A 23,586-nucleotide genomic window follows, 5' to 3' on the forward strand; every position below is an offset into this window, starting at 1 on the left:
CGAAGGGAAACGTAAAGTGGTTCAACACTCGATGGATATCAAGTTCGCCCACCGCTTGTCTTATAAACAAGCCCGATTGACTGTGCTGGTCGGTTTCGTCTTGGGAACCCTGCTCAGCCTGATCCAAATCGGCATTGATTATGCCAGCGAAGACGCATCCATCAACCGTGAAATTCGCTCGCTGATCGAAATCAGCCATAACCCCGCGTCACGTATCGCCTACAACATCGACGCCGAACTGGCCCAGGAACTGACCCTCGGGCTGTTGTCCTCCCCCGCCATCACCCACGCACAGTTGATCGATAACAACGGCGTGGTACTGGCCGACGTAGACAGACCGCGCAAAGAAAGCCCCTATCGGCCGATCAGCGACTTCTTGTTCGGCGCCACCCGCCAGTTTGAAGACCCGTTGTTTCTGAGCCACATGCCCAATGAGTCCCTTGGGGTGCTGCGTCTTGACGTCGACACCTACGCCTTTGGTAGTCGCTTCCTGCGCCGCGCCGAGATCACGCTGCTCAACGGCTTTGTGCGCAGCCTGTTGCTGACCGGCATCTTGCTTGGCCTGTTTTACGTAATGCTGACCCAACCGCTGGTGCGCATTATCGGCGAGCTGAGCACACGCAGGCAGACGCGCCTGGACTGCCCACCGGGGCATGAACACGATGAAATCGGGGTGTTGGTCAACGTCGCCAACCAGCAATTCGACACCCTGGAGACGGAAATCCAGCAGCGTCGCCACGCCGAAGACCGACTTACGGAATACCTCGGGCAATTGGAAAATATCGTCTCCGCGCGCACCCTGGAGCTTAAGGCCAGCAACCAACGCTTGAGCCAGTCCAACGATGAACTGGAAGCCGCCAGAATGAATGCGCTGGGCATGGCCCAGGCCCGGGCGGCGTTCCTGGCCAACATGAGTCACGAAATTCGCACCCCGCTCAACGGGCTGCTGGGCATGATCGCGCTGTCGCTGGACAGCCCATTGAACGCCGAGCAGCGCCAGCAACTGTCCATCGCCCATGACTCGGGCAAAGTGCTGGTGGAGTTGCTCAACGATATCCTCGACCTGTCCAAATTCGACGCCGGCCAGTTGGAGCTGGAGCACATCCCGTTCGACCTGGGCGCGCTGGTGGAAGACACCGCCAACCTGTTGTCGCAGAACGCCGCGCCCAGCGTCGAGCTGACGTGCCTGATCGACCCGCAGTTCCCGGCGCAAGTGCTGGGTGACCCGACCCGCGTGCGGCAGATCGTCAGCAACTTGCTGTCCAACGCGCTGAAGTTCACGCGCTTTGGCCGGGTGGATGTGCGCCTGCGTACCCACGACGGCGGGGTGCGCATTGAGGTCTGCGATACCGGGATCGGCATTGCTCAGGACGCCCAGGTAAAAATCTTCCAACCGTTCACCCAGGCCGGCGCCGGTATCACTCGCCAGTTTGGCGGCACCGGCCTGGGCCTGGCGCTCACGCATAACCTGTGTGAAGCGATGAAGGGGCGCTTGAGCATCAGCTCGGAGGTGGGCTTTGGCAGCCAGTTCTGCGCGGACTTGCCATTGCCGACCCATTCGCCTGCGGTTGCGCCCCCACCGCTCACCGGTACGGTCATGATCATCGCCAATGCCGGCGGCGGCCTGACGGAGCTGCTCACGGCCCTGTTGCCCAGTTGGGGGCTGACGCCGCATTGCTTCACCATGGATGACGACCTGAGCGGGCAAACACCTGACCTGTTGATGACCGATTGCCCGGAATGCCTGTTCCGCATTCGGCCGGGCATTACCGCGCCCATCTTGTTGGTGACGGCCTACGGCAATTTCATGCCCAGCGAAGAAGTGGCGGCCCTGGCACCGCTGCAGCAACAAGCGCGCCCTTTGAGCCGCAATGCGCTGTACCAGATCCTGCAGCGCAACTTGCGCACCGAGGCTCACCCGGTGCTTGACCCGATCCAGCTGGACGCCGCGCCGCTTGCGCATCGGGCGCGCATCCTGCTGGTGGAGGACAACCCGGTCAACCAGTTGGTGGCCAAGGGCATGCTCAGCAAGCTGGGCTGCGAAGTGATCGTGGCCGCCCACGGTGGCGAAGCACTCAAGCTCCTCGAAGAACAACGCTTCGACATGGTCTTGATGGACTGCAACATGCCGGTGATGGACGGCTACGAGGCCAGCCGGCAGATTCGCCGCAGCGGGCGCTGGCCGGACCTGCCGATTGTCGCGGTGACGGCCAACGCCTTGTCCGAGGAGCGCGAGCGTTGCCGGGCGGCGGGGATGAACGATTACCTGGCCAAACCGTTTCGCCGGGAAGAACTCAACGCGCTGCTGGACCTGTGGGTGCCGACGACGACAGCGCTCTGACCTGCGCCAGCAATTGATCCAGGCCGTCGCGCAGAGCATCGGCCTGGTTCAGGTCGACGCCGCTGTCGCACAGCAGGCGGGTCTTCAGGGCGTAGGCCTGATCGCGCAATAGCACGCCGGCTTTACTCAACCCAAGGTGCACTTCGCGCTCATCCTGGGTGCTGCGTCGGCGCGCCACCCAGCCCATCTGCTCCAGCCGCTTGAGCAATGGGGTCAACGTGCCCGAGTCGAGCATCAAGCGCTCACCCAAGGCCTTGACCGTCGGTTGCGCCGGGGGCAGGTGGTGCCATTCCCACAGCACCAGCATCACCAGGTATTGCGGATACGTGAGGCCCAATTGATCAAGCATCGGCTTGTAGGCGCGGGTCACCGCGCGTGACGCCGCGTAGAGCTTGAAGCACAGCTGGTTGTCCAGGGCCAGGTCGGTCATTTGAGCAGGGCTTCAATCTCTTGGGTCAGGTCCTGAGGCTTGGTGGTCGGACCAAACCGCTTGACCACCTGACCATCGCGGCCGACGAGGAACTTGGTGAAGTTCCATTTGATGCCCTGGGTGCCCAGCACGCCCGGTGCTTGTTTTTTCAGCTGCACAAACAGCGGGTGCGCCCCACTGCCGTTGACGTCGATCTTCTTGAACAGCGGGAAAGTGACACCGAAGTTCAGCTCGCAGAACTCAGAAATAGCCCCTTCGTCACCGGGTTCCTGCTTGCCGAATTGGTTGCAGGGAAAGCCCAGCACCACCAGGCCCTGATCCTTGTATTGCTGCCAGAGTTGCTCAAGGCCCTTGTATTGCGGGGTGAAGCCACACTTGCTGGCGGTGTTGACGACCAACACGGCCTTGCCGGCAAAATCGGCCAAGGTCTTTTGCTCACCCTTGATGGTGGTGCAGGGGATGCTCAGCAGGTTGTCGCTCATGGCGGTGCCTCGATGAAGGGGAAGGAGCAAAACCATAGCGGGCAATTCAATTGTGTGCAATTTAATTACCTGGAGTGATACCCCGCTATAGATCACCCCCGCACAGTTGCACAGGGGCAGCCCTGGGCTAGCGCGGCACCAGGTCCAGGCACACCGAGTTGATGCAATAACGCAGGCCGGTCGGCGGTGGGCCGTCGGGGAACACATGGCCCAGGTGCGCATCGCATTTGGCGCAGGTGACTTCGGTGCGGATCATGCCGTGGCTGACGTCACGGATCTCGATCATCGCGCTGTCGGCAATCGGCTCGTAGAAGCTCGGCCAGCCACAGCCCGAGTCAAATTTCGCCTTGGAATCGAACAGCGGCTCGTTACAGCAAATACAGTGGTACACGCCATCGGTCTTGGTACCGTTGTACTTGCCGCTGAACGGCCGCTCGGTGCCTTTGAGGCGGCACACGTTGTACTGCTCCGGATCGAGCATAGCCTTCCACTCATCAACGGTTTTCTGCAACTTGTCCATCGCTACACCTCGGCAACTTAAAAAGCCTGATCTGTGTCTTTTCCATGGATCAGGCGGCACGTATGATTGCGCCTCTTCAAAACGCCAGTCTGGCACCCGCGCTATCGGCATTCAAACGTATTTATGGGTGCGGGCCTCGCAGGACTCACAGTACGGTAGTGTCCACGCCGTCTGGATCGTTCATTTTCAGGATCACATCGCCATGCAGGTCAGCAAATCGAACAAGCTCGCCAACGTCTGCTACGACATTCGCGGCCCAGTGCTCAAGCACGCCAAGCGCCTGGAAGAGGAAGGTCACCGCATCCTCAAGCTGAACATTGGCAACCCGGCGCCCTTTGGTTTCGAAGCGCCGGACGAAATCCTCCAGGATGTGATCCGCAATCTGCCCACCGCCCAGGGCTACAGCGACTCCAAAGGCCTGTTCAGTGCGCGCAAGGCGGTGATGCAGTACTACCAGCAGAAACAGGTGGAAGGTGTCGGCATCGAAGACATCTACCTGGGCAATGGCGTGTCCGAGCTGATCGTGATGTCCATGCAGGCCCTGCTCAACAACGGCGACGAAGTCCTGGTGCCGGCACCGGACTACCCGCTGTGGACCGCAGCCGTGACCCTGGCCGGCGGCCACCCGGTGCATTACCTGTGTGACGAAGGCGCCGACTGGTTCCCGGACCTGGCCGATATCAAGGCCAAGATCACCCCGAACACCAAGGCCCTGGTGATCATCAACCCGAACAACCCGACCGGCGCGGTGTATTCCAAAGAAGTGCTGCTGGGCATGCTCGAACTGGCACGCCAGCACAACCTGGTGGTGTTCTCCGACGAGATCTACGACAAGATCCTCTACGATGACGCCGTGCACATCTGCACCGGCTCCCTGGCGCCGGACCTGCTGTGCCTGACCTTCAACGGGCTGTCCAAATCGTACCGCGTGGCGGGTTTCCGCTCCGGCTGGATCGCCATTTCCGGTCCCAAGCACAATGCGCAAAGCTACATCGAAGGTATCGACATGCTGGCCAATATGCGCCTGTGTGCCAACGTGCCGAGCCAGCACGCGATCCAGACGGCCCTGGGCGGCTACCAGAGCATCAACGACCTGATCCTGCCCCAAGGCCGCCTGCTGGAACAGCGTAACCGTACCTGGGAACTGCTCAACGCGATTCCGGGCGTCAGCTGCGTAAAACCCATGGGCGCGCTGTACGCCTTTCCACGGATCGACCCAAAAGTCTGCCCGATCCTCAACGACGAAAAGTTCGTGCTGGACTTGTTGCTGTCGGAAAAACTGCTGGTGGTCCAAGGCACGGCGTTCAACTGGCCGTGGCCGGATCACTTCCGCGTGGTGACTTTGCCGCGCGTGGATGACCTGGACATGGCCATTGGTCGTATCGGCAATTTCCTCAAGTCCTATCGCCAGTAGTGGAAATCGCGCTGTACGACCGAGATTCGGTCGTACAGCGATTATCTGGCAACACTTCTCTGCTCATCGCCCACCGCCGCAGCCCGCTTACCCTCAATTGCCTGCGCGCCCCAGTAGTTACGGGGCCTAAAGGCAACTGGAGGTTGATCACGGGCGGCATTGCGTGTAAGAAAATCCCTTCAAGACTGTACATTAAGGCTGTAGGACACAGTTTGAAATAGTCGCCCGGTTGAATCACCCAAGGCCGCACCTTATATACCCCGCAGTAAGCGACATATTAAGCATGAGGAGAACTCTACAACCATGATGCGCATTCTGCTGTTCTTGGCCACTAACCTGGCGGTCGTGCTGATTGCCAGCGTCACCCTGAGCCTTTTCGGTTTCGACGGGTTCATGGCGGCCAATGGGGTTGATCTGAACCTCAATCAGCTGCTGATTTTCTGTGCGGTCTTTGGTTTTGCCGGCTCGCTGTTCTCGCTGTTCATCTCCAAGTGGATGGCGAAAATGAGCACCAGTACCCAGATCATCACTCAACCGCGCACCCGCCACGAACAATGGCTGATGCAAACCGTGGAGCAGTTGTCCCAGGAAGCAGGCATCAAAATGCCCGAAGTGGGGATTTTCCCTGCCTATGAGGCAAACGCCTTCGCCACGGGCTGGAACAAGAACGACGCCCTGGTGGCCGTGAGCCAAGGCCTTCTGGAGCGTTTTTCGCCCGACGAAGTAAAAGCGGTACTGGCGCACGAAATCGGCCACGTCGCCAATGGCGACATGGTCACCCTGGCACTGGTGCAGGGCGTGGTGAACACCTTCGTGATGTTCTTTGCGCGGATCATCGGCAACTTTGTCGACAAGGTGATCTTCAAGAACGAAGACGGCCGTGGTATCGCCTACTTCGTGGCGACCATCTTCGCCGAAGTGGTGCTGGGCTTCCTGGCCAGTGCGATCGTGATGTGGTTCTCGCGCAAACGTGAGTTCCGCGCAGACGAAGCCGGTGCACGCCTGGCAGGCACCAACGCAATGATCGGCGCGCTGCAACGCCTGCGCTCCGAACAAGGCCTGCCGGTGCATATGCCCGACAGCCTGACCGCCTTCGGTATCAACGGCGGCATCAAACAGGGCCTGGCTCGCATGTTCATGAGCCACCCGCCGCTGGAAGAGCGTATCGACGCATTGCGTCGTCGCGGCTGATAGCGCTTGCAACCAGAGAAGGGGCGACTGAGTCGCCCCTTTTTTTGCGCGTAAAAAACACCGCTGTTGTGGCGAGCGGCTTGCCCGCGCCGGGCTACGTAGCAGCCCCAATACCAAAGACCGCCGCCGCATCAGGCGTCAGGCAACGATCGGCCGATCCTTTGACAGTCGATAAGCACGCTCATCCAGACGCGTGACGCCATCCTGCACGAACTTCCAGCTCTCGCCCAAGATATCCTGCTCATCGATCACCTGCAGGCTCCAGTGCGCCCCCAGCAGCAGTTTCACTTCCTCATCCGACACGGCAAACGGCGGGCCGGCCTTTTGCGTCTGGTCGTAGTCGAGGGTAATGAGCAACCCCTGGCAGCCAGGCCGCAGGAGGTTGTTCAAATGCTCGGTGTACTGCGCGCGCATCAGTGGCGGCAAGGCAATCAAGGCGGCGCGGTCATAGAGCGCCGTGCAATCGGCCAACGCCTGCGCATCCAGCGCAAAGAAATCACCGCACCACAGCTCAATGGAATCCGCCTGGTACACCTGGAACGGTCCGCACCGGGTAATTCGCGGCGTCAGGTTTTGTTCATCGAAGAATGCCACCACCGCCTGCTCCGACAACTCGACACCGAGCACACGGTGCCCCTGGCTGGCCAGCCACATCAAGTCCAGGCTTTTGCCACACAGCGGCACCAGCACCTTGGCGTCTTCGGCCAGCGCCAGCGATGGCCAGTGCCGTGACAGGTACGGGTTGACCTCGGGCAGGTGAAAGCCGATTTGATTGCGCGCCCAGCGCTCCTGCCAAAATTTGGGCTCCATGGAACCACCTCCGAAAATTCGATCAAATAGCGCTAAAACTTATATTAGATTTTGATCAATGAACTGAATGAAGATGGGGCCATGTTAACGTTCAGGACCCCGCTTATGCTCCCCAGCCTGTTTATCTCTCACGGCTCGCCGATGCTCGCCCTGCAACCCGGCGCCAGCGGGCCGGCGCTGCAACGTTTGGCGGCGCAACTGCCCCGGCCGAAGGCGATTGTCGTGGTCTCGGCTCATTGGGAAAGCAGGGAACTGCTGGTCAGCGGCAGCGCCGCACCCGAAACCTGGCACGACTTCGGCGGTTTCCCTCGCGAGCTGTTTGCCGTGCAGTACCCGGCACCGGGCGACCCGCACTTGGCGGCCGAGATTGTGGAGCGGTTGCACGCCGATGGCCTGGCAGTGCGAGTCGATGACACGCGCCCGTTCGACCATGGCACCTGGGTGCCCCTGTCGCTGATGTACCCGGCGGCCGATATCCCGGTGGTCCAGGTTTCCTTGCCCAGCCGCGTGGGCCCGGCCCTGCAAACCCGAATCGGGCACGTTTTGGCCGGCCTGCGCGAACACGGCGTGCTGCTGATCGGCTCCGGCAGCATCACCCATAACCTGGGGGAATTGGACTGGCACGCTGGGCCTGAAAGCATTGAGCCCTGGGCACGGGAGTTTCGCGACTGGGTGGTGGAAAAACTGGCGGCCGACGATGAAGCCGCGTTGCATGATTATCGTCGTCAGGCGCCTTACGCCGTGCGCAGTCACCCGAGCGACGAGCACCTGTTGCCGCTTTACTTTGCGCGTGGCGCCGGCGGTAAGTTCAGTGTGGCGCACCAGGGGTTCACCCTGGGTGCGCTGGGCATGGACATCTACCGCTTCGGCTGAACCCGACGCAAAAAAAATCCCCGAACCAGTCGGGGATTTTTTATGTGCGATCAATCAGCCCAAGGGCGGATCAATCTTCGCGGTAGCGACGCAGCTTGAGCTGCTTGCCGGCAACGCGAGTGTCTTTGAGCTTGGCCAGCAGTTTTTCCAGACCGTCTTCCGGCAGCTCCACCAGGGAGAAGCTGTCACGGACCTGGATGCGACCGATCGCTTCACGTGCCAGGCCACCCTCGTTGAGGATTGCGCCCAGCAGGTTCTTGGCAGCGATACCATCACGCGCACCCAGCGCGGTACGGCAACGAGCACGGCCTTCGGCCAATGGAACCGGAGCACGACGCTCACGATCGCCACGGTCCGGACGGTCGCCGGTACGCTCTGGACGATCACTGCGTGGCGCGCTGTTCGGAACCAGTGGACGCTCTTTCTCGATGGCTGCCAGGGTCAGGGCCTGACCATTGGTGGCTTTGCGCAGCAAAGCGGCAGCCAGGGCACGCGGGGTGCAACCGATATCGGCAGTCAGGCGGTCCAGCAGGTCGCCGTGGGTCGATTCAGCGTCAGCCACCAGAGGGGCCAGGCTGTTAGTCAGTTTCTTGATGCGTGCATCGAGAACAGCCTGGGCATCCGGCAGGCGCACTTCAGCGACTTTCTGACCGGTTACACGCTCAATCACTTGCAGCATGCGGCGCTCACGTGGCGTCACCAGCAGCAATGCACGACCTTCGCGACCCGCACGGCCGGTACGGCCGATACGGTGAACGTAAGACTCTGGATCGTAAGGCATGTCAACGTTGAACACGTGGGTGATACGCGGAACGTCGAGGCCACGAGCAGCAACGTCGGTCGCGACAACGATGTCCAGACGGCCATCCTTGAGGGAATCGATCACGCGCTCACGCTGGTTCTGGGCGATGTCACCGTTCAGCGCAGCGGCTTTGTAGCCTTTGGCTTCCAGGGCACTGGCCAAGTCCAGGGTCGCTTGCTTGGTGCGCACGAACATGATCAGGGCGTCGAAGTCTTCAACTTCCAGCAGGCTCAATACAGCCGAGGTCTTCTGGTCAGCGTGAACCAACAGGTGAGCCTGTTCGATCGCGGTAACGGTCTGAGTCTTGGTCTGGATTTTTACGTGCTCCGGATCGCGCAGGTGGCGTTCGGCAATGGCACGGATCGACTGTGGCAGAGTGGCCGAGAACAGCACGGTCTGACGGGTCGGTGGCAGCGACTTGAAGATGACTTCCAGGTCATCCATAAAGCCCAGCTTCAACATTTCGTCAGCTTCGTCGAGCACCAGGTGGTTAACGGTCGACAGGACTTTTTCGTCACGACGCAGGTGGTCGCACAGACGGCCCGGGGTGGCGACAACGATCTGTGCGCCATTACGGATGGCTTTCAGTTGTGGGCCCATAGGCGCGCCGCCGTAAACGGCCACAACGGTCACGCCTGGCATTTGCTTGGCGTAGGTTTCGAAAGCGGTTGCTACTTGCAGCGCCAACTCACGGGTTGGCGCCAGGATCAGGGCTTGCGGTTCGCGCTTGGCAGGATCGATGCAGTGCAGGATAGGCAGGGCGAACGCGGCGGTTTTACCGGTACCGGTTTGCGCCTGGCCAATCATGTCCTTGCCGGCCATGATGATCGGGATCGATTGCTGCTGAATCGCCGAAGGTTCTTCGTAGCCGGTCGCGATGACGGCAGCAAGAATGTTCGGGTTAAGATTAAAAGCGGCGAAGCCGCCGGTTTCCTGGGTCATGGGTCTGCCTCTAAGTGCATCCGCAAAGACCCATGCTCCAAAGCTGCGCATGCCGTGTTGAGACTCAAGAGTCGCCCTGGCTGCTTTGTCGGCGGGGATTTGCGAAAACGAATGAATGAAAAAGATTCGTCAAGGAAGAGTCCGCTGTGCGGACGTGCAGCCGAAGCTGACTTCGGGGAATTGCGCTACCTAAACGCGGCCCGGTTAAAGGCCGGCGCGCACTATACCGGAAATACCTGAAAAAGGGAGCTTTTTTTATCGCAAAGCGCCGATAAACCGCGCTGCGTCACAGTCTTTGCAGATAACACCGCCAGCGTCTATTTTTCAAAGGCCCGGCCCTGCGGGTCATAACGCTTAAACGTTTCACTCAACGTTCAAGACCTTTGGTCTGAAACCCTTCCCTGCGCCCGAGGGCACACCCGATGAATCAAGCCAGCAGCAGCCGCGTCAGCCGTGAACTCCAGGGCCATGTCCTGCTGTTGGGCCTGGACCGGGTGGCCAAGCGTAATGCCTTCGATCTGGATTTGCTCAATGACCTGAGCCTGGCGTATGGCGAATTTGATCGAAATGACCAGGCGCGGGTGGCCGTGGTCTTTGCCCATGGCGACCACTTCACCGCCGGGCTCGACCTCGCCAATGTAAGCGCGGTGATGGCTGACGGCTGGCAACCCCCTCTGGGCGGCTGCGATCCGTGGGGCGTGTTTGCCGGGCCCCGCGTGAGCAAACCGGTGATCGTTGCGGCGCAGGGTTACTGCCTGACCATTGGGATCGAACTGATGCTGGCGGCGGATATCAACCTGTGTGCGAGCAACACGCGCTTTGCGCAGATGGAAGTACAGCGCGGGATCTTTCCGTTTGGTGGCGCGACCTTGCGCTTTCATCAGATCGCCGGCTGGGGCAATGCGATGCGCTGGTTGCTCACCGGCGACGAGTTCGACGCCCATGAAGCCCTGCGACTCGGGCTGGTACAGGAAGTGATGGCCAGCGAAGACCTGCTGCCACGCGCCATTGAACTGGCCAGCCGGATCGCGCGCCAGGCACCGCTGGGGGTGCAGGCTACGTTGATGTCGGCGCGTTTGGCGCGCATGGAAGGCGAGACGGTGGCGGCCGCGGCGCTGCCGCCAATGGTGGATAAACTGTTCAACAGCGAAGATGCCAGGGAAGGCGTACGGGCGATGATCGAAAAGCGGCCGGGCGTGTTCAAGGGTATCTGAGGGGTATCGACGCCTCCGCGAGCTTGCTCGCGAAGGCGTCAGAACAGACCACTAAGTTGCTGGGCGAATCACCTTGATCAACGACTGCAACGAGTATCCAAGGCGCGGCGCCAGGGCTTCTGCGCGAGCAGAAAGCGCGTCCTGGTCCAACAGTTGATCCAGCTCCGACGGCACCAGCAGAATCACATTGCCCTCCTTGACCGGCAGTTCCCAGTAATGGCGATGGTACAACCCGCGCAGCAGGGCCGCCCCCAAGGGTTTGCCGTCGTCGGTGGCCCACTGGTTGATCACCAGCCAGCCGCCGGGGTTGAGCTTTTTCTGGCAGTTTTCCAGGAAGGTCCAGGCCAGGTGGCCGACACCGGGGCCAACATCGGTATAGAGGTCGACGAAAATCAAATCAGCCGGCTCAGCGGTTTCCAGCAACGCCAGGGCATCGCCAATGCGGATGTACAGTCGCGGATCATCATCCAGCCCCATGAACTCGATGGCCAGACGCGGCACATCGGGGCGCAGTTCGATCGCTTCGACGTCTTCGAGCGGCAGAAACTTGAGGCAGGCCTGGGTCAGCGTACCGGCGCCCAATCCGAGGAACAACGCGCTCTCGGGCTGCTCATGGCACAACGCGCCAATCAGCATCGCGCGGGTGTAGTCGTACTCCAGCCAGCTCGGGTCGGCGGTGAACACGCAGCTTTGCTCGATGGCATCGCCGAACTCGAGAAAACGGTAATCCGCCACTTCGAGCACACGGATCATGCCAAAGTCATCATGGACCTCGGCCAGCACGCGCTCGACACGCTCCTCTGTCATCACTGCTCCTAATGAGTTGCCGCACGGCAAAGGCGCGATTGTCGGCCAACCGGCAGCAGCAGGTCACGCACTAATTGCTGATAACATTGGCGCCCGACCGTCAATCAGCCAATCGAGTTCATGATGAGCCAACCCTGGAGCCCCGACAGCTGGCGCGCCCTGCCGATCCAGCAACAACCCCAGTACCCGGACGCCGCACACCTGTCCCAGGTGGAGCAGAGCCTGGCCAGTTATCCGCCGCTGGTGTTTGCCGGGGAAGCCCGCGAGTTGCGCCGTCAGTTTGCCGAAGTGACCCAGGGTCGCGCCTTCCTGTTACAAGGCGGCGACTGCGCCGAGAGCTTTGCCGAGTTCTCCGCCGCGAAAATCCGCGACACGTTCAAAGTGCTGCTGCAAATGGCGATCGTGATGACCTTCGCCGCGGGCTGCCCGGTGGTGAAAGTCGGGCGCATGGCCGGTCAGTTCGCCAAGCCTCGCTCGGCCAACGACGAAACCATCGACGGTGTCACCCTGCCCGCCTACCGTGGCGATATCGTCAACGGTATCGGCTTCGACGAAAAAAGCCGTGTGCCGGACCCGGAACGTCTGCTGCAGTCCTACCACCAGTCCACCGCCACCCTCAACCTGCTGCGCGCCTTCGCCCAGGGCGGTTTCGCCGACCTGCACCAGGTGCACAAGTGGAACCTGGACTTTATCGCCAACTCCGCCCTGGCCGAAAAATACAGCCAACTGGCCGACCGCATCGATGAAACCCTGGCATTCATGCGCGCCTGTGGCATGGACAGTTCGCCGCAACTGCGCGAAACCAGCTTTTTCACCGCCCACGAAGCGCTGCTGCTCAACTACGAGCAAGCGTTCGTGCGCCGCGACAGCCTGACCAACGACTACTACGATTGCTCGGCCCACATGTTGTGGATCGGCGACCGCACCCGTCAGTTGGACGGGGCCCATGTCGAGTTCCTGCGCGGGGTGAACAACCCGATCGGGGTCAAGGTCGGCCCGAGCATGAACCCCGACGACCTGATCCGCCTGATCGACATCCTCAACCCGGACAACGACCCCGGCCGCCTCAACCTGATCGCGCGCATGGGCGCCGGCAAGGTCGGCGACCACCTGCCGAACCTGCTTCGCGCGGTGCAGCGCGAAGGCAAGCAAGTGCTGTGGAGCTCGGACCCGATGCATGGCAACACCATCAAGGCCAGCAGCGGCTACAAGACCCGCGACTTTGCGCAGATCCTTGGAGAAGTGAAAGAGTTCTTCCAGGTGCACCAGGCCGAAGGCACCTATGCCGGCGGGATTCATATCGAGATGACCGGGCAGAACGTCACCGAATGCATCGGCGGCGCTCGGCCGATCACCGAAGATGGCTTGTCGGACCGCTACCACACCCACTGCGACCCTCGGATGAACGCGGATCAGTCGCTGGAACTGGCGTTCCTGATTGCCGAGACGTTGAAGCAGGTCAAACGCTGAGAACCCCTGAGGCTTGATGAGTGCGTGTTGTGGCGATGCGCAACCGTGCGGCACTTGGCCGCTGGCAATTGAGCTGGACCTGCTCGAGGCCCAGCCAATCGGCCATTTGCCGCAGGTTGAGCGACAGCGCCAACATGCCCTCGTCATCCAACCCCGGCTCCTCTTCGTGCACCGCGTGCACCGCCAGGCGCCCTTTGGCACGCTCGGCACGCACGTCGACCCGTGCGGCGATGCGCTCGTTATGCAAAAACGGCAGCACGTAGTAGCCGTAAACCCGCTTCTGTTGCGGGGTGTAGATCTCCAGCCGATAGCGGAAATCGAACAGACGCTCGGTGCGACTGCGCTCCCAAATCAGTGAATCGAACGGCGACAGCAACGCACTGGTCGCTACCTTGCGCGGCACTTTAGGCGCGGGCAGGCAATACGCCGGCTGCTTCCAACCCTGCACCCGGCATGTCATTAATTGGCCGTTTTCGACCAACTCGGCCAAGCGACTGCGACTGTCGGCGGGGTCAAGGCGGAAGTAATCACGCAGGTCTTTTTCGCTGCCCACGCCCAGGGCGGTGGCGCTGTGCAGCAGCAGGCCGCGCTGGGCCTCAGCCTCCGTCAGAGGGGCGTGTTGAAGGATGTCGCCAGGAATAACCCGCTCGGGCAAATCGTAGAGACGTTCAAACCCGCGCCGCCCCGCGACGGTAACCAGGCCGGCGGCAAACAGCCATTCCAGCGCGTGTTTCTCATCACTCCAATCCCACCACGGGCCCGCGCGTTCTTCGCGGGTCGACAAACTGCCCGCGCCCAGTGCGCCCTGCTGTTCAACGGTCTTCAGTACCCGCTGGATAATCCCCTGCTGCTCGCGACCGAACCGCGCCATCTGCGTATAGATCCCCTGCCCCTGCCGGGCCCGCGCCATGCGCCAACGCATCAGCGGGTACAACGCCATGGGCAGCAACGACGCCTCATGCCCCCAATATTCGAACAACGACCTTCGCCGGCCCTGGCTCCAGGCCGCCTGCTCAAGGAGCAACGGGGAGTAATTGCCCAACCGGGAAAACACCGGCAGGTAATGGGAACGCACCACGGCATTGACCGAATCGATCTGTAGCACGCCCAGGCGCTCGATCATGCGGTTCAGCTGCGCGGCCTTGATCAGCGCAGGCGCCTGGCGCCCGGAAAAACCCTGGGCCGCCAGCGCCATGCGTCGCGCTTGCTTAAGGGAAAAACACAGGTCGACGGGCATGGGCATCTCCTTGATTGCTCGCGGCCTACCCTACTGCATCCTCGGTCATTTGCGCAGCGGATCTTCCCAGAAATGCCGATGAGTCTCGTGCGCCACATCGGCACGGTTGAGACCGATGTCCTTGAGCGCATCGTCGCTCATGCTCGCCAGCAGCTGGCGTTCGCGGTGCACGATCTGCCACCGGGCAATCGTTTGAAACAGCCCGAGCAGCGGCCGCTTAGCCATCAACACAAAACCTTTTTGACCTTTCATCTTCTCGCCCTCCCGTGGGGATGACGAAAGTGTGTGCCCCGCACTATGATCAATCCAACGAATGTTTCTTATGCAATACATCTCGGAGATTGATCAATTGCCAGGCTACCCGAGTATCGACACCGACGTGCTGCGCACCTTCGTCGCCATTGCCGACCAAGGCGGTTTTACCCGCGCGGGCGAGCAGGTCAACCGCACGCAATCGGCGGTGAGCATGCAAATGAAACGCCTGGAAGAAGACGTGCTGCAGCGCAAGTTGTTCGAGCGCGATGGTCGTCAGGTGCGGCTGACGCCCGAGGGCCAGGTGTTGCTGGGCTATGCGCGGCGCATCCTGAAACTGCACAGTGAAGTGTTCAACACCTTGCGCGAGCCGCACATGGTCGGCCTGGTGCGCATTGGTACGCCGGATGACTACGTGATGCGCTTTCTGCCGGGGATACTCAAGCAGTTCTCCAAGGCCTATCCGCTGATCCAGATCGAGCTGCATTGCGAATCGTCCGGCGTATTGATGCAGCGACGCGACCTGGCGCTGACCGTGATCAGTCGCGAGCCCGGCAAGGAAATCGGCGAACTGTTGCGCACCGAGCGCATCGTTTGGGCAGCGGCTCCGTGCTTCTGCATGGACGAGCACGATGCCCTGCCCTTGGCGATGTCAGGTGCCGACTGCGTCTACACCCAGTGGGCCTGCACCGCGCTGAAGACCGCGGGGCGGGACTATCGCATGGCCTATCACAGCACCAACGTGGCGGCGATTCAGGCGGTGGTCAGTGCGGGCCTGGCGGTGATGATCAGTATGGAAAGCCTGGTGACGCAAGACTTGCGCGTGCTGGGCAGCGACGAGGGTTTCCCGCCGCTGCCCTCGATGAACCTGCACTTGCTGCGCAACCCGGCGATGAATTCGCCCATCACCGACTGCCTGGCCGAGTACATCCTTGAAGGCTTCAGACTTTGAATGTCAGCATCACCGCACACACCACCAGAAAGCCGCAGAACAGCCCGCGCAACAGGCGTTCAGGCAAGGCGTGGGCCACTTTTACACCCCAACTGATACTCAGCAGGCCGCCGACGGCCAAGGGTATGCCGATCATCCAGTCGACCTCCTGATGCCAGGCGTAAGTGATCAGGGTCACCCCGGTGCTGGGCAGCGCCAACGCCAAGGACAGCCCTTGGGCGACCACTTGGGTGGTGCCGAACACGCTGGTGAGTACCGGTGTGGCAACCACCGCACCGCCGACGCCGAACAGCCCGCCCATGGAGCCCGACACCGCGCCCAATACGCCCAACCACGGCCAGGCGTAGCGCATCTGCGCAGTCGGCGGCGCATTGCGGGTGAACATGCGCAAAAGGTTGTAGGCCGACAGCGCCACCAGAAACGCGATAAAGCCAATGCGCATAACACCGGCATCCAGGCCCACGGCCCAGATTGAACCCAGCCAGGCAAAACTGAAGCCCATCACCCCCAACGGCAGTGCGTGGCGCAGTTCAATGCGGTTGCGCTGGTGATAACGCCACAGCGCGAGCATCACATTCGGCACCACCATCACCAGCGCGGTGCCCTGGGCGATTTGCTGGTCAAGGCCGAACAGTACGCCGAGCACCGGGATGGCGATCAACCCGCCACCAATGCCAAACAGCCCGCCCACCGTGCCCAAGGCAGCCCCCAACACCAGATACATCACTAAGTCCCACACCGCTCGTTACTCCGTATTACCAATGGGCCTCATGCTACGCAGTCGGCTCTAGCGCGGAAACGCACAGCAACGCACAATGGCTGTGCCAATCTCGCATAAGCGCAGCCCCGATGAACCCCAATACCCTCACCGATCAGTTGAGCCTGTTTCTCGAGGTGCTGGAAACCGGCAGCTTTTCCGCCGCCGCACGCAGGCATCCGCTGACGCCTTCCGCCGTGGCGCGGCGCATCGACAGCCTGGAAAGCTCGGTGGGCAGTCGCTTATTCCAGCGCAGTACCCACGCGGTGGTTGCCACACCCGCCGGCCTGGCGTTCGCCGAACGCGCGCGGCGGATTGTCAGCGAGTTGCAACTGGCACGGGCCGAAGCAGTGTCTCTGAGCCATGCGCCGGAGGGTTTGATTCGCGTGGACGCACCGGCGGCGTTTGGCCGACGGCACTTGGCGCCGGTGATCGCGGACTTTCTGAATGTGTACCCCGGCCTGGATGTGCACCTGCACCTGATCGACAGCTTCGTGGACATGCAGGGCGCGCACCTGGGCAAAGTCGACCTGGTGCTGCGCGCCGGGCATATCGTCGACACCCGGCTGATCGCCACGCCCCTGGCCAGTATCGTGCGCATCGCCTGCGCCAGCCCGGCCTACCTGAAAAGCCGCAGCACGCCGACGCATCCGCGTGACTTGAGCGAACACGACGGCCTGGACTGGGATGGCCTGGCACCGATGTTCGCCTGGCGCTTCGAACTGGACGGGCGCCGCGCCACGTACCGCCCGCAGCGCATCCGCATGAGCGCCAATAATGCCGAAGCCCTGCTCTCCGGTGCGTTGGCCGGGTTGGGCATCGCCCACCTGCCCACCTGGCTGGCCAGTGAATACCTGGTGCGCGGCGAACTGCTGCCGCTGTTTTGCGAAGGCGGTCTGCCCAGCCCGGAAACCACCGGGATCTATGCACTGCGCCTGGAGCAGCAGCCCAATGCACGCAGTCGCTTGTTGCTTGAATACCTCAAATCCCGTTTCAGCCCGGTTCCGCCGTGGGATCTGGCGCTGCAGAGCGGGTTGATTTGAGCGTCCGCCCAAGATTATCTGGCGCATTAAACATTTGCCCGCTAGATTCCAGCCCATAGACGCTTTTTTGAGGCACTGCCATGAGCAAAAATCCTGACCCGTGCGAATCGCTGATGCTGAACAATCAGCTGTGTTTCGCTCTGCACTCCACCTCGCTGCTGATGACCAAGGTCTACAAACCGCTGCTGCAAGCCCTCGGCCTGACCTATCCGCAGTACTTGGCCATGATGGTGCTGTGGGAAGAGGACGGCTTGACTGTCGGTGAAATCAGCAGCCGCCTGCTGACCGATCCCGGTTCGCTCACGCCGTTGCTCAAACGCCTGGAAGCTGAGGGCCTGCTCAGTCGTACCCGCAGCCGCGAAGACGAGCGCGTGGTAGTGGTGGAACTGACTGGCTCAGGTCGCGCCCTGCAGGAAAAGGCCATGGGTATTCCCCAGTGCATCCTAGGTGCCAGCGGCATGGAGCTGGAGCAGTTGCGTAAGCTGCAAGCCGATTTGATTGCCCTGCGCAGCAATCTGCAAGGCGCCGTTTAGTCCTCGCACAAGAGCAGGAAGAACCTCACAAGCGAATATTTTTTAAATTTATCTTGCGCGCTAAACATTAGCGCTATACATTCGCCTCACCAACTACTTAGCGCGCAAACAGTTAGCGCTAAATGCAAAGAGGAAAATGCCATGCAAACGCTCTATACCGCAGTAGCCACCGCCACCGGCGGCCGTGATGGTCGCGCTGTTTCCAGCGACAACATCCTCGACGTCAAACTGTCCACGCCAAAAGAATTGGGCGGCGCCGGTGGCCAGGCCACCAACCCGGAACAACTGTTCGCCGCCGGTTACTCGGCCTGTTTTATCGGCGCGCTGAAATTCGTCGCCAGCCAGACCAAACGCAAAATCCCGGATGACGCCTCGATCACCGCTCACGTCGGCATCGGCCAGATCCCCGGCGGTTTCGGTCTGGATATCGACCTGCACATCAGCCTGCCCGGCCTGGCCCAGGATGACGCACAAAGCCTGGTCGACGCGGCTCACCAAGTCTGCCCGTACTCCAATGCCACCCGCGGTAATGTCGATGTACGCCTGCATGTGACGGTCTGATTTACAGGCCAAAAAAATCCGGAATCTGATGAGGATTCCGGATTTTTCATACCTGCGATATGCCCTGCCGTCGTTGCCAAAACGCTTGATCCGGCCAGCGGCGCTCCTCTTCATACCAGCCGCGCAAATGGGCCGAATAAGCCGCCTCAATGCGGTCCAGCTCAGCCTGGTAACGCCCAGCGGCGGCACCATCGCCCGCTAACCGAGCATGAATCGCCTCGGCACCGGCCAGCCCGGTGTACAACGCATTGAACAAACCCTGCGCAGACAAAGGATCAAACGACAACGCCGCGTCGCCTACCGCCAGCCACCCTGCGCCTGTGGCCTGTTCCAACGCTGCCCCATGCGCCGCACAAAACCCAACGGACCCAGTGGCGCTGAACCCGTATGCCGCCAATGTGCGACTCAGTTCCGGCACATGCTGTACACGCGTGAGCAGCCTCTCGGGGTGATGCGCAGAAGCGGCAGCGTCCAAATCGGCGTCGGTGTAAAAGGACAGCAAGCGACGGCCATTCGGCAAGGGCGACGTGTACCACCAGCCCTGCGCTTCGGCGTGCAATTCACTGATACCGCCCGCGCAACCGTCCCTCCCGAATAACCAGCCACACACCAGCTTGTCCCTGGCCTTGCGCTTGTATCCCAGTTGCCTGGCAAACGCGCTGCTGCGCCCACTGGCATCAACCACAAAACGTGCACTCAGCGTCAGCCGCTGATCGCCGCGTTGCAGTTCGAGGTGCCACGGCATCTCACCGGCAAGGCTGCGCACAGACACCAGCCGTGTGTGCGTCAACGCCCCTGCCCCGCGCGACTGGGCGACCTGGCGCAACCACGCGTCAAACAGCCTGCGGTCGAGGTGCCAACCATGGCCGTCCAAATTGCCCATGGCGTGCTGCTCCCACATCCGGGCGCCGCCCCACGCGCCACGGCTGGCGTGACACGGGGCATGGTTTTGCTGCAAAAACGCTTCCAGCAAGCCCATGTCCCGAAACAACCGCCCCGCCGCAGCGGGCAGCGACTCACCCACACTCGCGCCCTCCCCGTCGCCCTTGTCCACCATCAAGACATGACAAAACGGCGCCAGGTTCAGCGCCAGCGAACACGCTGCGGGACCACTGCCCAGCACTACCACATCGGCATGCACGCCGGCCGCCAATGCCATCAGCCGGGCAGGCCCCGTGGAAAACGCTGGGCCTTCTCGATGGTCATGATGTCCACCGATTCTGCACGCGGCCCCGCCAGGGCACCGACCTGCAAACGCAGCGCCTCATGACTGGCAGAATGCGGGCTGGCGGTCGGGTTGGGCATATCCTTGATCGGCACGTGTTGATCCTCCACCTCAATGTGGGCCGGGAAATGCTCGCGGTCGCTGGGCCCGGCGTGCACCTCTACGACCCCCAGGTGATCGAAGTGGTGAATCATATTGTTGATCTGGTCGGTGTAGCTGGTGGCCCCCAAAGGCTCGATCCAGGAGGCCCGGTTGGCGAAGGCAGCCAGGCGCTCGCCGAGGGGCTTTTTTTCGTCCATGACAATGTCGTAGTTCTGCCGGGTCAATACCTGATTAGGCACCCGCGCCGGCCAGAACGAGGGCACGTAGGGGTCATAGTTTTTGTCATAGCCCGAACGGCAGCTGGCCGAGTCGGTTTGCCATGGCACCGCCATCCAGCGGGTCAGACCACCGGCCTGCTGACCACAGAGCGGGCCGTTGGTCAGGCTGATCGCGGCGTACGTGATGACCTCGCCCAAGGCCGGGGCAATCCAGCCGTCCAGGGCATGGGCAAAGCGAAACGGCGCCATGTACATCGTGGCGGTGCGCACGGGCCAGGTCATTTCACAACCGGGGTGGAAAGCGTCGGCCAGGCAAAAGTCCAGCGCCGCCTTGGTCAGCGTATCGCCTTGCAGGGCCAGCGGCACCTCATCGAGGCTGCGCGGCGCGACGCGATCGGCAGCATAGTCCTCCACGAAATTGCCCCGTGCCCACTCCGCCAACATGGCCAACTGCGTGTCACTGAGCGAGGCGTTTTGTCGAGGTGTCTTGGCTGCCGGCACATCCATGGCGTCACCGTACAGCCATGGCCAGGGCTTGGGCGACCAACTGTCCACGGCATCATTACGGAACTGGTTGGCAATGGTGCGCCGCAGTTCGACATACGCCGGGCTGGCACTCGACAAGCGCGCCAACGCTTGCGCGCTGGTCAGATCATTTACGCCCTTCCAGCCAAACCCGGATGCGAAGCCGGCATTCACCCATTGCAGGCCGGCCAGCCGTTCGAAAATCGGCAATATGTCGAACGTGAAGCTGGGACGCATCGGCATCGGCAACGTACCAGCCTTGATGGCGACATCGCGCATCAAGTCCCACATGGTGCGCACCGACTTGCGTTGTGGCCCATAGTTAGGTGGGCCGACGATAACCCACGCGGGGTCAACCAACAGGGGCTGCCCGTCGTAGATCACCTCGGCATTGACCGGCCCGTCCGACGTATCGTCGTACCAACCCTCGTTGTTCGCGAACGTGATCGCGCGGCTATCGTCGCAAGCGCCTGCGGCACCATGGCCCCCCAGCACGATCAGGCGGCCCTGTTCATCGGTAAATGTTTCGCCCAGGTACACCGGCTTGCCCATGAAACGGCCATCGTCGAACTTCTTGGGCTTGGCATTCTTGCCACTGACCACCTTCGCCTTGGGAGTAATGGCTAACTGTGTGCGGTCGGCAATGCCGGCATTGCGCAGTGTCGTTGGTGGCGCCGATGCAGCCTCCGGAATATCCAACGCAAGCTGGAAGCCATACCAGGCTGACTTGGTGTTGGCCAATTGCACCTGCCAGCGGATCTTTGCGTTATCCGGGGTGAGTTCACGCACAATGTCGCCCAGCACGTTTACGCCATACACCCGAAAGCGCGCGGCCTGGCGCTTGAGTTGTTTCTTTGAATCGCGATAAAAACCGGCGGCGTGATGCGGCGGATCACACACTTCAGGGCCCACAAACCACTCCGACTCGCTTGAACCGACGCGCGCCACGCCGATTGAGGGGTAGATCACCGCTTTGACGATGCATTGATCCTTGGCGCCCACCTCGCCCAAGCCGCTGATCGAGGATTGGGCGGCGGAGTAAGGGCACGCCGCCGGACGGGCTTGAGGTGGATCCTGCAAACCCTGGCCATTGGCTTCATGCCGCGCGCGCGCGCCTGCGGCGTAGACGACTTTGCGGGCTTCGGCGATCGAGCCCACCGGTGCCTGCTCCGGGGGCAGGCGCCAAATGTTAAAGGCCAGCCCTTGCCCGTATTCCGCCTGGCCACGCTGGGCCACATCCTGTTGCGACAGGGTCAGTGTGGCGACATGCACAAACGGGCTTTCGCTTTCCGGCCACTCAACGGTTGCCTCATCGAGCGGCATGCTCTGCGCATCGGTGCGCAACTGCACCATGAAACGGAATTTATATTCGCGCTGCGCAAGGCGACGGCATAGATCGACGCCCAGGTAATCGGTTTCGTTGTTGGGGACGTTTTCCGGCGGGGTTTCGGGGTCGAGGCGAAATTTGACGTAGCGTTTGCTTCCCGAATGAAACGGCAGAATGGCCCAGTACTGAGTGGTCAGTACGCTGCCTTCGACCTTGTCGCCCATGCGGTTAAGGATGTCGTGGGTCTTGGGGTGTTTTTTCAGGTAGCCGGGGTAGTCCTTGAGCACGGTACCGGCGTAGGTGAACTCGACCATTTCCTTGGCGTTGTCGACAAAGAAGATCGGAAAATTCTGCATGATGAAATCGGCGGTATCGCCCTCGTCACCCAGGGCCTTGGGCCCAGGGACGCCAAACAACTTGATGCCGATCCCGACAGTGCTGCCCAGGTCCGGTGAGGTGGGTGTGGTATCGCTGGAAAAACGGACCCAGGCGTCAAGGCTGTCGTGGGCGAATACCCCCACTTTCAGCTTGGCCGGGATGTTCTTTTCCATCACCAGACGGCCACTGGCCACGCCATGCAGCTTGCGAAACACCGCGCGCTCGGCCGGGCACTGGCCGAGTTGGATACGTTTCTCCTGGCCTCCTACAAACATTTCGGTGAGCCGTTCGGGGGCTTGATCGGCTTTATCGAAGGCGTGCGGCGTCGGATCAGCTTCAATGCTCATCATTATTCTTCCTTATGGCTAACTCACCGGCACGGACCGGAGCGAGCGGGGGCCTGCCCTTCACTGCTGCGAGTGAAGGCAGTTCGCCACTAACCATAGTCGAGTATTGAAAAGATGCACTGAGGCCGACGAGAGGGCCAAAAAAACGGCGAAAAAAATCCGGCGTCTTTTCAGACGCCGGACTCTTGTGCGGCCCGAGGCGCGGGAACCACGCCTTCAGGGCAGCGGCCAGAATTACTTCTTGGCGCGACCTTTGTACGAACCACCTTCGCGGGTGTCGATTTCGATCAGGTCGTCGATTTCGATGAAATCGGCCACTTGCAGTTCGGTACCGTTAGCCAGCTTGGCAGGCTTCATCACTTTGCCCGAGGTGTCACCGCGAGCGGAACCTTCGGTGTAGGCAACCTTACGCACGATAGTGGTCGGCAGCTCTACGGAAACCAGACGCTCTTCGAAGAAGATGGCTTCGCAGACGTCGTCCATGCCTTCTTCCACGAATGGCAGAACGGCTTCGATGTCTTCAGCGTTCAGCTCGTACATGGTGTAGTCGGTGGTGTCCATGAACGTGTAGGTGTCGCCGCTGATGAACGACAGGGTCGCTTCTTTGCGGTCGAGGATCACGTCGTCCAGTTTGTCATCGGCGCTGTAGACGATCTCGGTCTTGTAACCGGTCAGCAGGTTCTTCAGCTTGGTCTTCATGATTGCGCTGTTACGACCAGACTTGGTGAACTCAGCTTTCTGAACCAGCCAAGGGTCGTTTTCGAGACGGATCACTGTACCGGGTTTCAGTTCTTTACCAGTTTTCATTGCATATATCCGAAATTTGGATGGGA

The 23,586-nt window shown here is 61.1% G+C and carries 22 protein-coding genes; 10 read left to right on the forward strand and 12 right to left on the reverse strand.

Annotated features, from left to right (window positions below):
* Positions 1–31 precede the first annotated feature (31 nt).
* Positions 32–2,341, forward strand: a complete 2,310-nt coding sequence (locus tag KZX66_RS03150) for a response regulator (RefSeq protein WP_248076327.1) — start codon at positions 32–34, stop codon at positions 2,339–2,341.
* On the opposite strand, the gene KZX66_RS03155 is transcribed toward KZX66_RS03150, so the two are convergent.
* The 3 genes from KZX66_RS03155 to msrB all read right to left on the reverse strand — a co-directional run bounded on the left by KZX66_RS03155 (position 2,295) and on the right by msrB (position 3,773).
* Complete coding sequence (locus tag KZX66_RS03155) at positions 2,295–2,771, reverse strand: MarR family transcriptional regulator (protein ID WP_248076330.1); 477 nt, start codon at positions 2,769–2,771, stop codon at positions 2,295–2,297. The genes KZX66_RS03150 and KZX66_RS03155 overlap by 47 nt on opposite strands.
* A complete protein-coding gene (locus KZX66_RS03160; protein ID WP_248076333.1) occupies positions 2,768–3,253 on the reverse strand; it encodes a glutathione peroxidase in 486 nt (161 codons plus the stop codon). The genes KZX66_RS03155 and KZX66_RS03160 overlap by 4 nt, the downstream gene beginning before the upstream one ends.
* Positions 3,254–3,380: 127 nt before the next feature.
* Positions 3,381–3,773, reverse strand: coding sequence for a peptide-methionine (R)-S-oxide reductase MsrB (gene msrB / locus KZX66_RS03165; protein WP_248076335.1), 393 nt, complete (start codon positions 3,771–3,773; stop codon positions 3,381–3,383).
* Positions 3,774–3,975: 202 nt separating this feature from the next.
* Here msrB and KZX66_RS03170 point away from each other — a divergent pair, with 202 nt between their 5' ends.
* Both KZX66_RS03170 and htpX read left to right on the forward strand, forming a co-directional pair.
* Positions 3,976–5,187, forward strand: a complete 1,212-nt coding sequence (locus KZX66_RS03170; RefSeq protein ID WP_012723006.1) for a pyridoxal phosphate-dependent aminotransferase — start codon at positions 3,976–3,978, stop codon at positions 5,185–5,187.
* A gap of 303 nt (positions 5,188–5,490) precedes the next feature.
* Positions 5,491–6,378, forward strand: a complete 888-nt coding sequence (gene htpX, locus KZX66_RS03175; protein WP_248076337.1) for a protease HtpX — start codon at positions 5,491–5,493, stop codon at positions 6,376–6,378.
* A gap of 138 nt (positions 6,379–6,516) precedes the next feature.
* Here the strand turns inward: htpX and KZX66_RS03180 are convergent, their stop codons facing one another.
* Positions 6,517–7,188, reverse strand: a complete 672-nt coding sequence (locus KZX66_RS03180) for a thiopurine S-methyltransferase (RefSeq protein ID WP_248076339.1) — start codon at positions 7,186–7,188, stop codon at positions 6,517–6,519.
* A gap of 105 nt (positions 7,189–7,293) precedes the next feature.
* On the opposite strand from KZX66_RS03180, the gene KZX66_RS03185 reads away from it, so the two are divergent.
* Positions 7,294–8,061, forward strand: a complete 768-nt coding sequence (locus tag KZX66_RS03185) for a class III extradiol ring-cleavage dioxygenase (protein ID WP_248076341.1) — start codon at positions 7,294–7,296, stop codon at positions 8,059–8,061.
* A 70-nt stretch (positions 8,062–8,131) separates the two neighbouring features.
* Here the strand turns inward: KZX66_RS03185 and KZX66_RS03190 are convergent, their stop codons facing one another.
* Positions 8,132–9,805 carry a DEAD/DEAH box helicase gene (locus tag KZX66_RS03190; protein WP_248076343.1) on the reverse strand — a complete coding sequence of 558 codons (1,674 nt, stop codon included), beginning with the start codon at positions 9,803–9,805 and terminating at the stop codon, positions 8,132–8,134.
* Between the two features lie 422 nt (positions 9,806–10,227).
* Between KZX66_RS03190 and KZX66_RS03195 the strand changes: the two genes are divergently transcribed.
* Positions 10,228–11,019, forward strand: a complete 792-nt coding sequence (locus tag KZX66_RS03195) for a crotonase/enoyl-CoA hydratase family protein (protein WP_248076345.1) — start codon at positions 10,228–10,230, stop codon at positions 11,017–11,019.
* Positions 11,020–11,070: 51 nt separating this feature from the next.
* Here the strand turns inward: KZX66_RS03195 and KZX66_RS03200 are convergent, their stop codons facing one another.
* A complete protein-coding gene (locus KZX66_RS03200; protein ID WP_248076348.1) occupies positions 11,071–11,826 on the reverse strand; it encodes a spermidine synthase in 756 nt (251 codons plus the stop codon).
* 123 nt (positions 11,827–11,949) lie between these two features.
* Between KZX66_RS03200 and KZX66_RS03205 the strand changes: the two genes are divergently transcribed.
* A complete protein-coding gene (locus KZX66_RS03205) occupies positions 11,950–13,296 on the forward strand; it encodes a 3-deoxy-7-phosphoheptulonate synthase class II (RefSeq protein WP_248076350.1) in 1,347 nt (448 codons plus the stop codon).
* Here KZX66_RS03205 and KZX66_RS03210 read toward each other — a convergent pair.
* Both KZX66_RS03210 and KZX66_RS03215 read right to left on the reverse strand, forming a co-directional pair.
* Positions 13,286–14,533, reverse strand: coding sequence for a winged helix-turn-helix domain-containing protein (locus tag KZX66_RS03210; protein ID WP_248076353.1), 1,248 nt, complete (start codon positions 14,531–14,533; stop codon positions 13,286–13,288). The genes KZX66_RS03205 and KZX66_RS03210 overlap by 11 nt on opposite strands.
* A 45-nt stretch (positions 14,534–14,578) precedes the next feature.
* A complete protein-coding gene (locus KZX66_RS03215) occupies positions 14,579–14,785 on the reverse strand; it encodes a DUF1127 domain-containing protein (protein WP_248076355.1) in 207 nt (68 codons plus the stop codon).
* A gap of 70 nt (positions 14,786–14,855) precedes the next feature.
* On the opposite strand from KZX66_RS03215, the gene KZX66_RS03220 reads away from it, so the two are divergent.
* Positions 14,856–15,737, forward strand: coding sequence for a LysR family transcriptional regulator (locus tag KZX66_RS03220; RefSeq protein WP_248076358.1), 882 nt, complete (start codon positions 14,856–14,858; stop codon positions 15,735–15,737).
* Here KZX66_RS03220 and KZX66_RS03225 read toward each other — a convergent pair.
* Positions 15,727–16,476 (reverse strand): sulfite exporter TauE/SafE family protein, encoded by a 750-nt coding sequence (locus KZX66_RS03225; protein ID WP_248076360.1) that lies wholly within the window; start codon positions 16,474–16,476, stop codon positions 15,727–15,729. The two genes, KZX66_RS03220 and KZX66_RS03225, sit on opposite strands and share 11 nt — an antisense overlap.
* 110 nt (positions 16,477–16,586) lie before the next feature.
* On the opposite strand from KZX66_RS03225, the gene KZX66_RS03230 reads away from it, so the two are divergent.
* The 3 genes from KZX66_RS03230 (at position 16,587) to KZX66_RS03240 (ending at position 18,631) form a co-directional block, all read left to right on the forward strand.
* Positions 16,587–17,537, forward strand: a complete 951-nt coding sequence (locus KZX66_RS03230) for a LysR family transcriptional regulator (protein ID WP_248076362.1) — start codon at positions 16,587–16,589, stop codon at positions 17,535–17,537.
* Positions 17,538–17,617: 80 nt separating this feature from the next.
* A complete protein-coding gene (locus KZX66_RS03235; RefSeq protein ID WP_248076364.1) occupies positions 17,618–18,070 on the forward strand; it encodes a MarR family transcriptional regulator in 453 nt (150 codons plus the stop codon).
* A 141-nt stretch (positions 18,071–18,211) separates the two neighbouring features.
* A complete protein-coding gene (locus KZX66_RS03240) occupies positions 18,212–18,631 on the forward strand; it encodes an organic hydroperoxide resistance protein (RefSeq protein ID WP_010176159.1) in 420 nt (139 codons plus the stop codon).
* A gap of 46 nt (positions 18,632–18,677) precedes the next feature.
* On the opposite strand, the gene KZX66_RS03245 is transcribed toward KZX66_RS03240, so the two are convergent.
* From KZX66_RS03245 to KZX66_RS03255, 3 genes are all read right to left on the reverse strand, one after another.
* Complete coding sequence (locus KZX66_RS03245) at positions 18,678–19,790, reverse strand: tryptophan 7-halogenase (protein ID WP_248076365.1); 1,113 nt, start codon at positions 19,788–19,790, stop codon at positions 18,678–18,680.
* Positions 19,790–22,753, reverse strand: coding sequence for a LodA/GoxA family CTQ-dependent oxidase (locus KZX66_RS03250; protein ID WP_248076367.1), 2,964 nt, complete (start codon positions 22,751–22,753; stop codon positions 19,790–19,792). The genes KZX66_RS03245 and KZX66_RS03250 overlap by 1 nt, the downstream gene beginning before the upstream one ends.
* Before the next feature lie 234 nt (positions 22,754–22,987).
* Entirely contained in the window at positions 22,988–23,560 is a 573-nt protein-coding gene (locus KZX66_RS03255; protein WP_003233368.1) for an elongation factor P, read from the reverse strand.
* Between the last annotated feature and the right edge of the window lie 26 nt (positions 23,561–23,586).

The organism is Pseudomonas sp. EYE_354 (genome assembly GCF_023148575.1).
Classification (GTDB): domain Bacteria; phylum Pseudomonadota; class Gammaproteobacteria; order Pseudomonadales; family Pseudomonadaceae; genus Aquipseudomonas.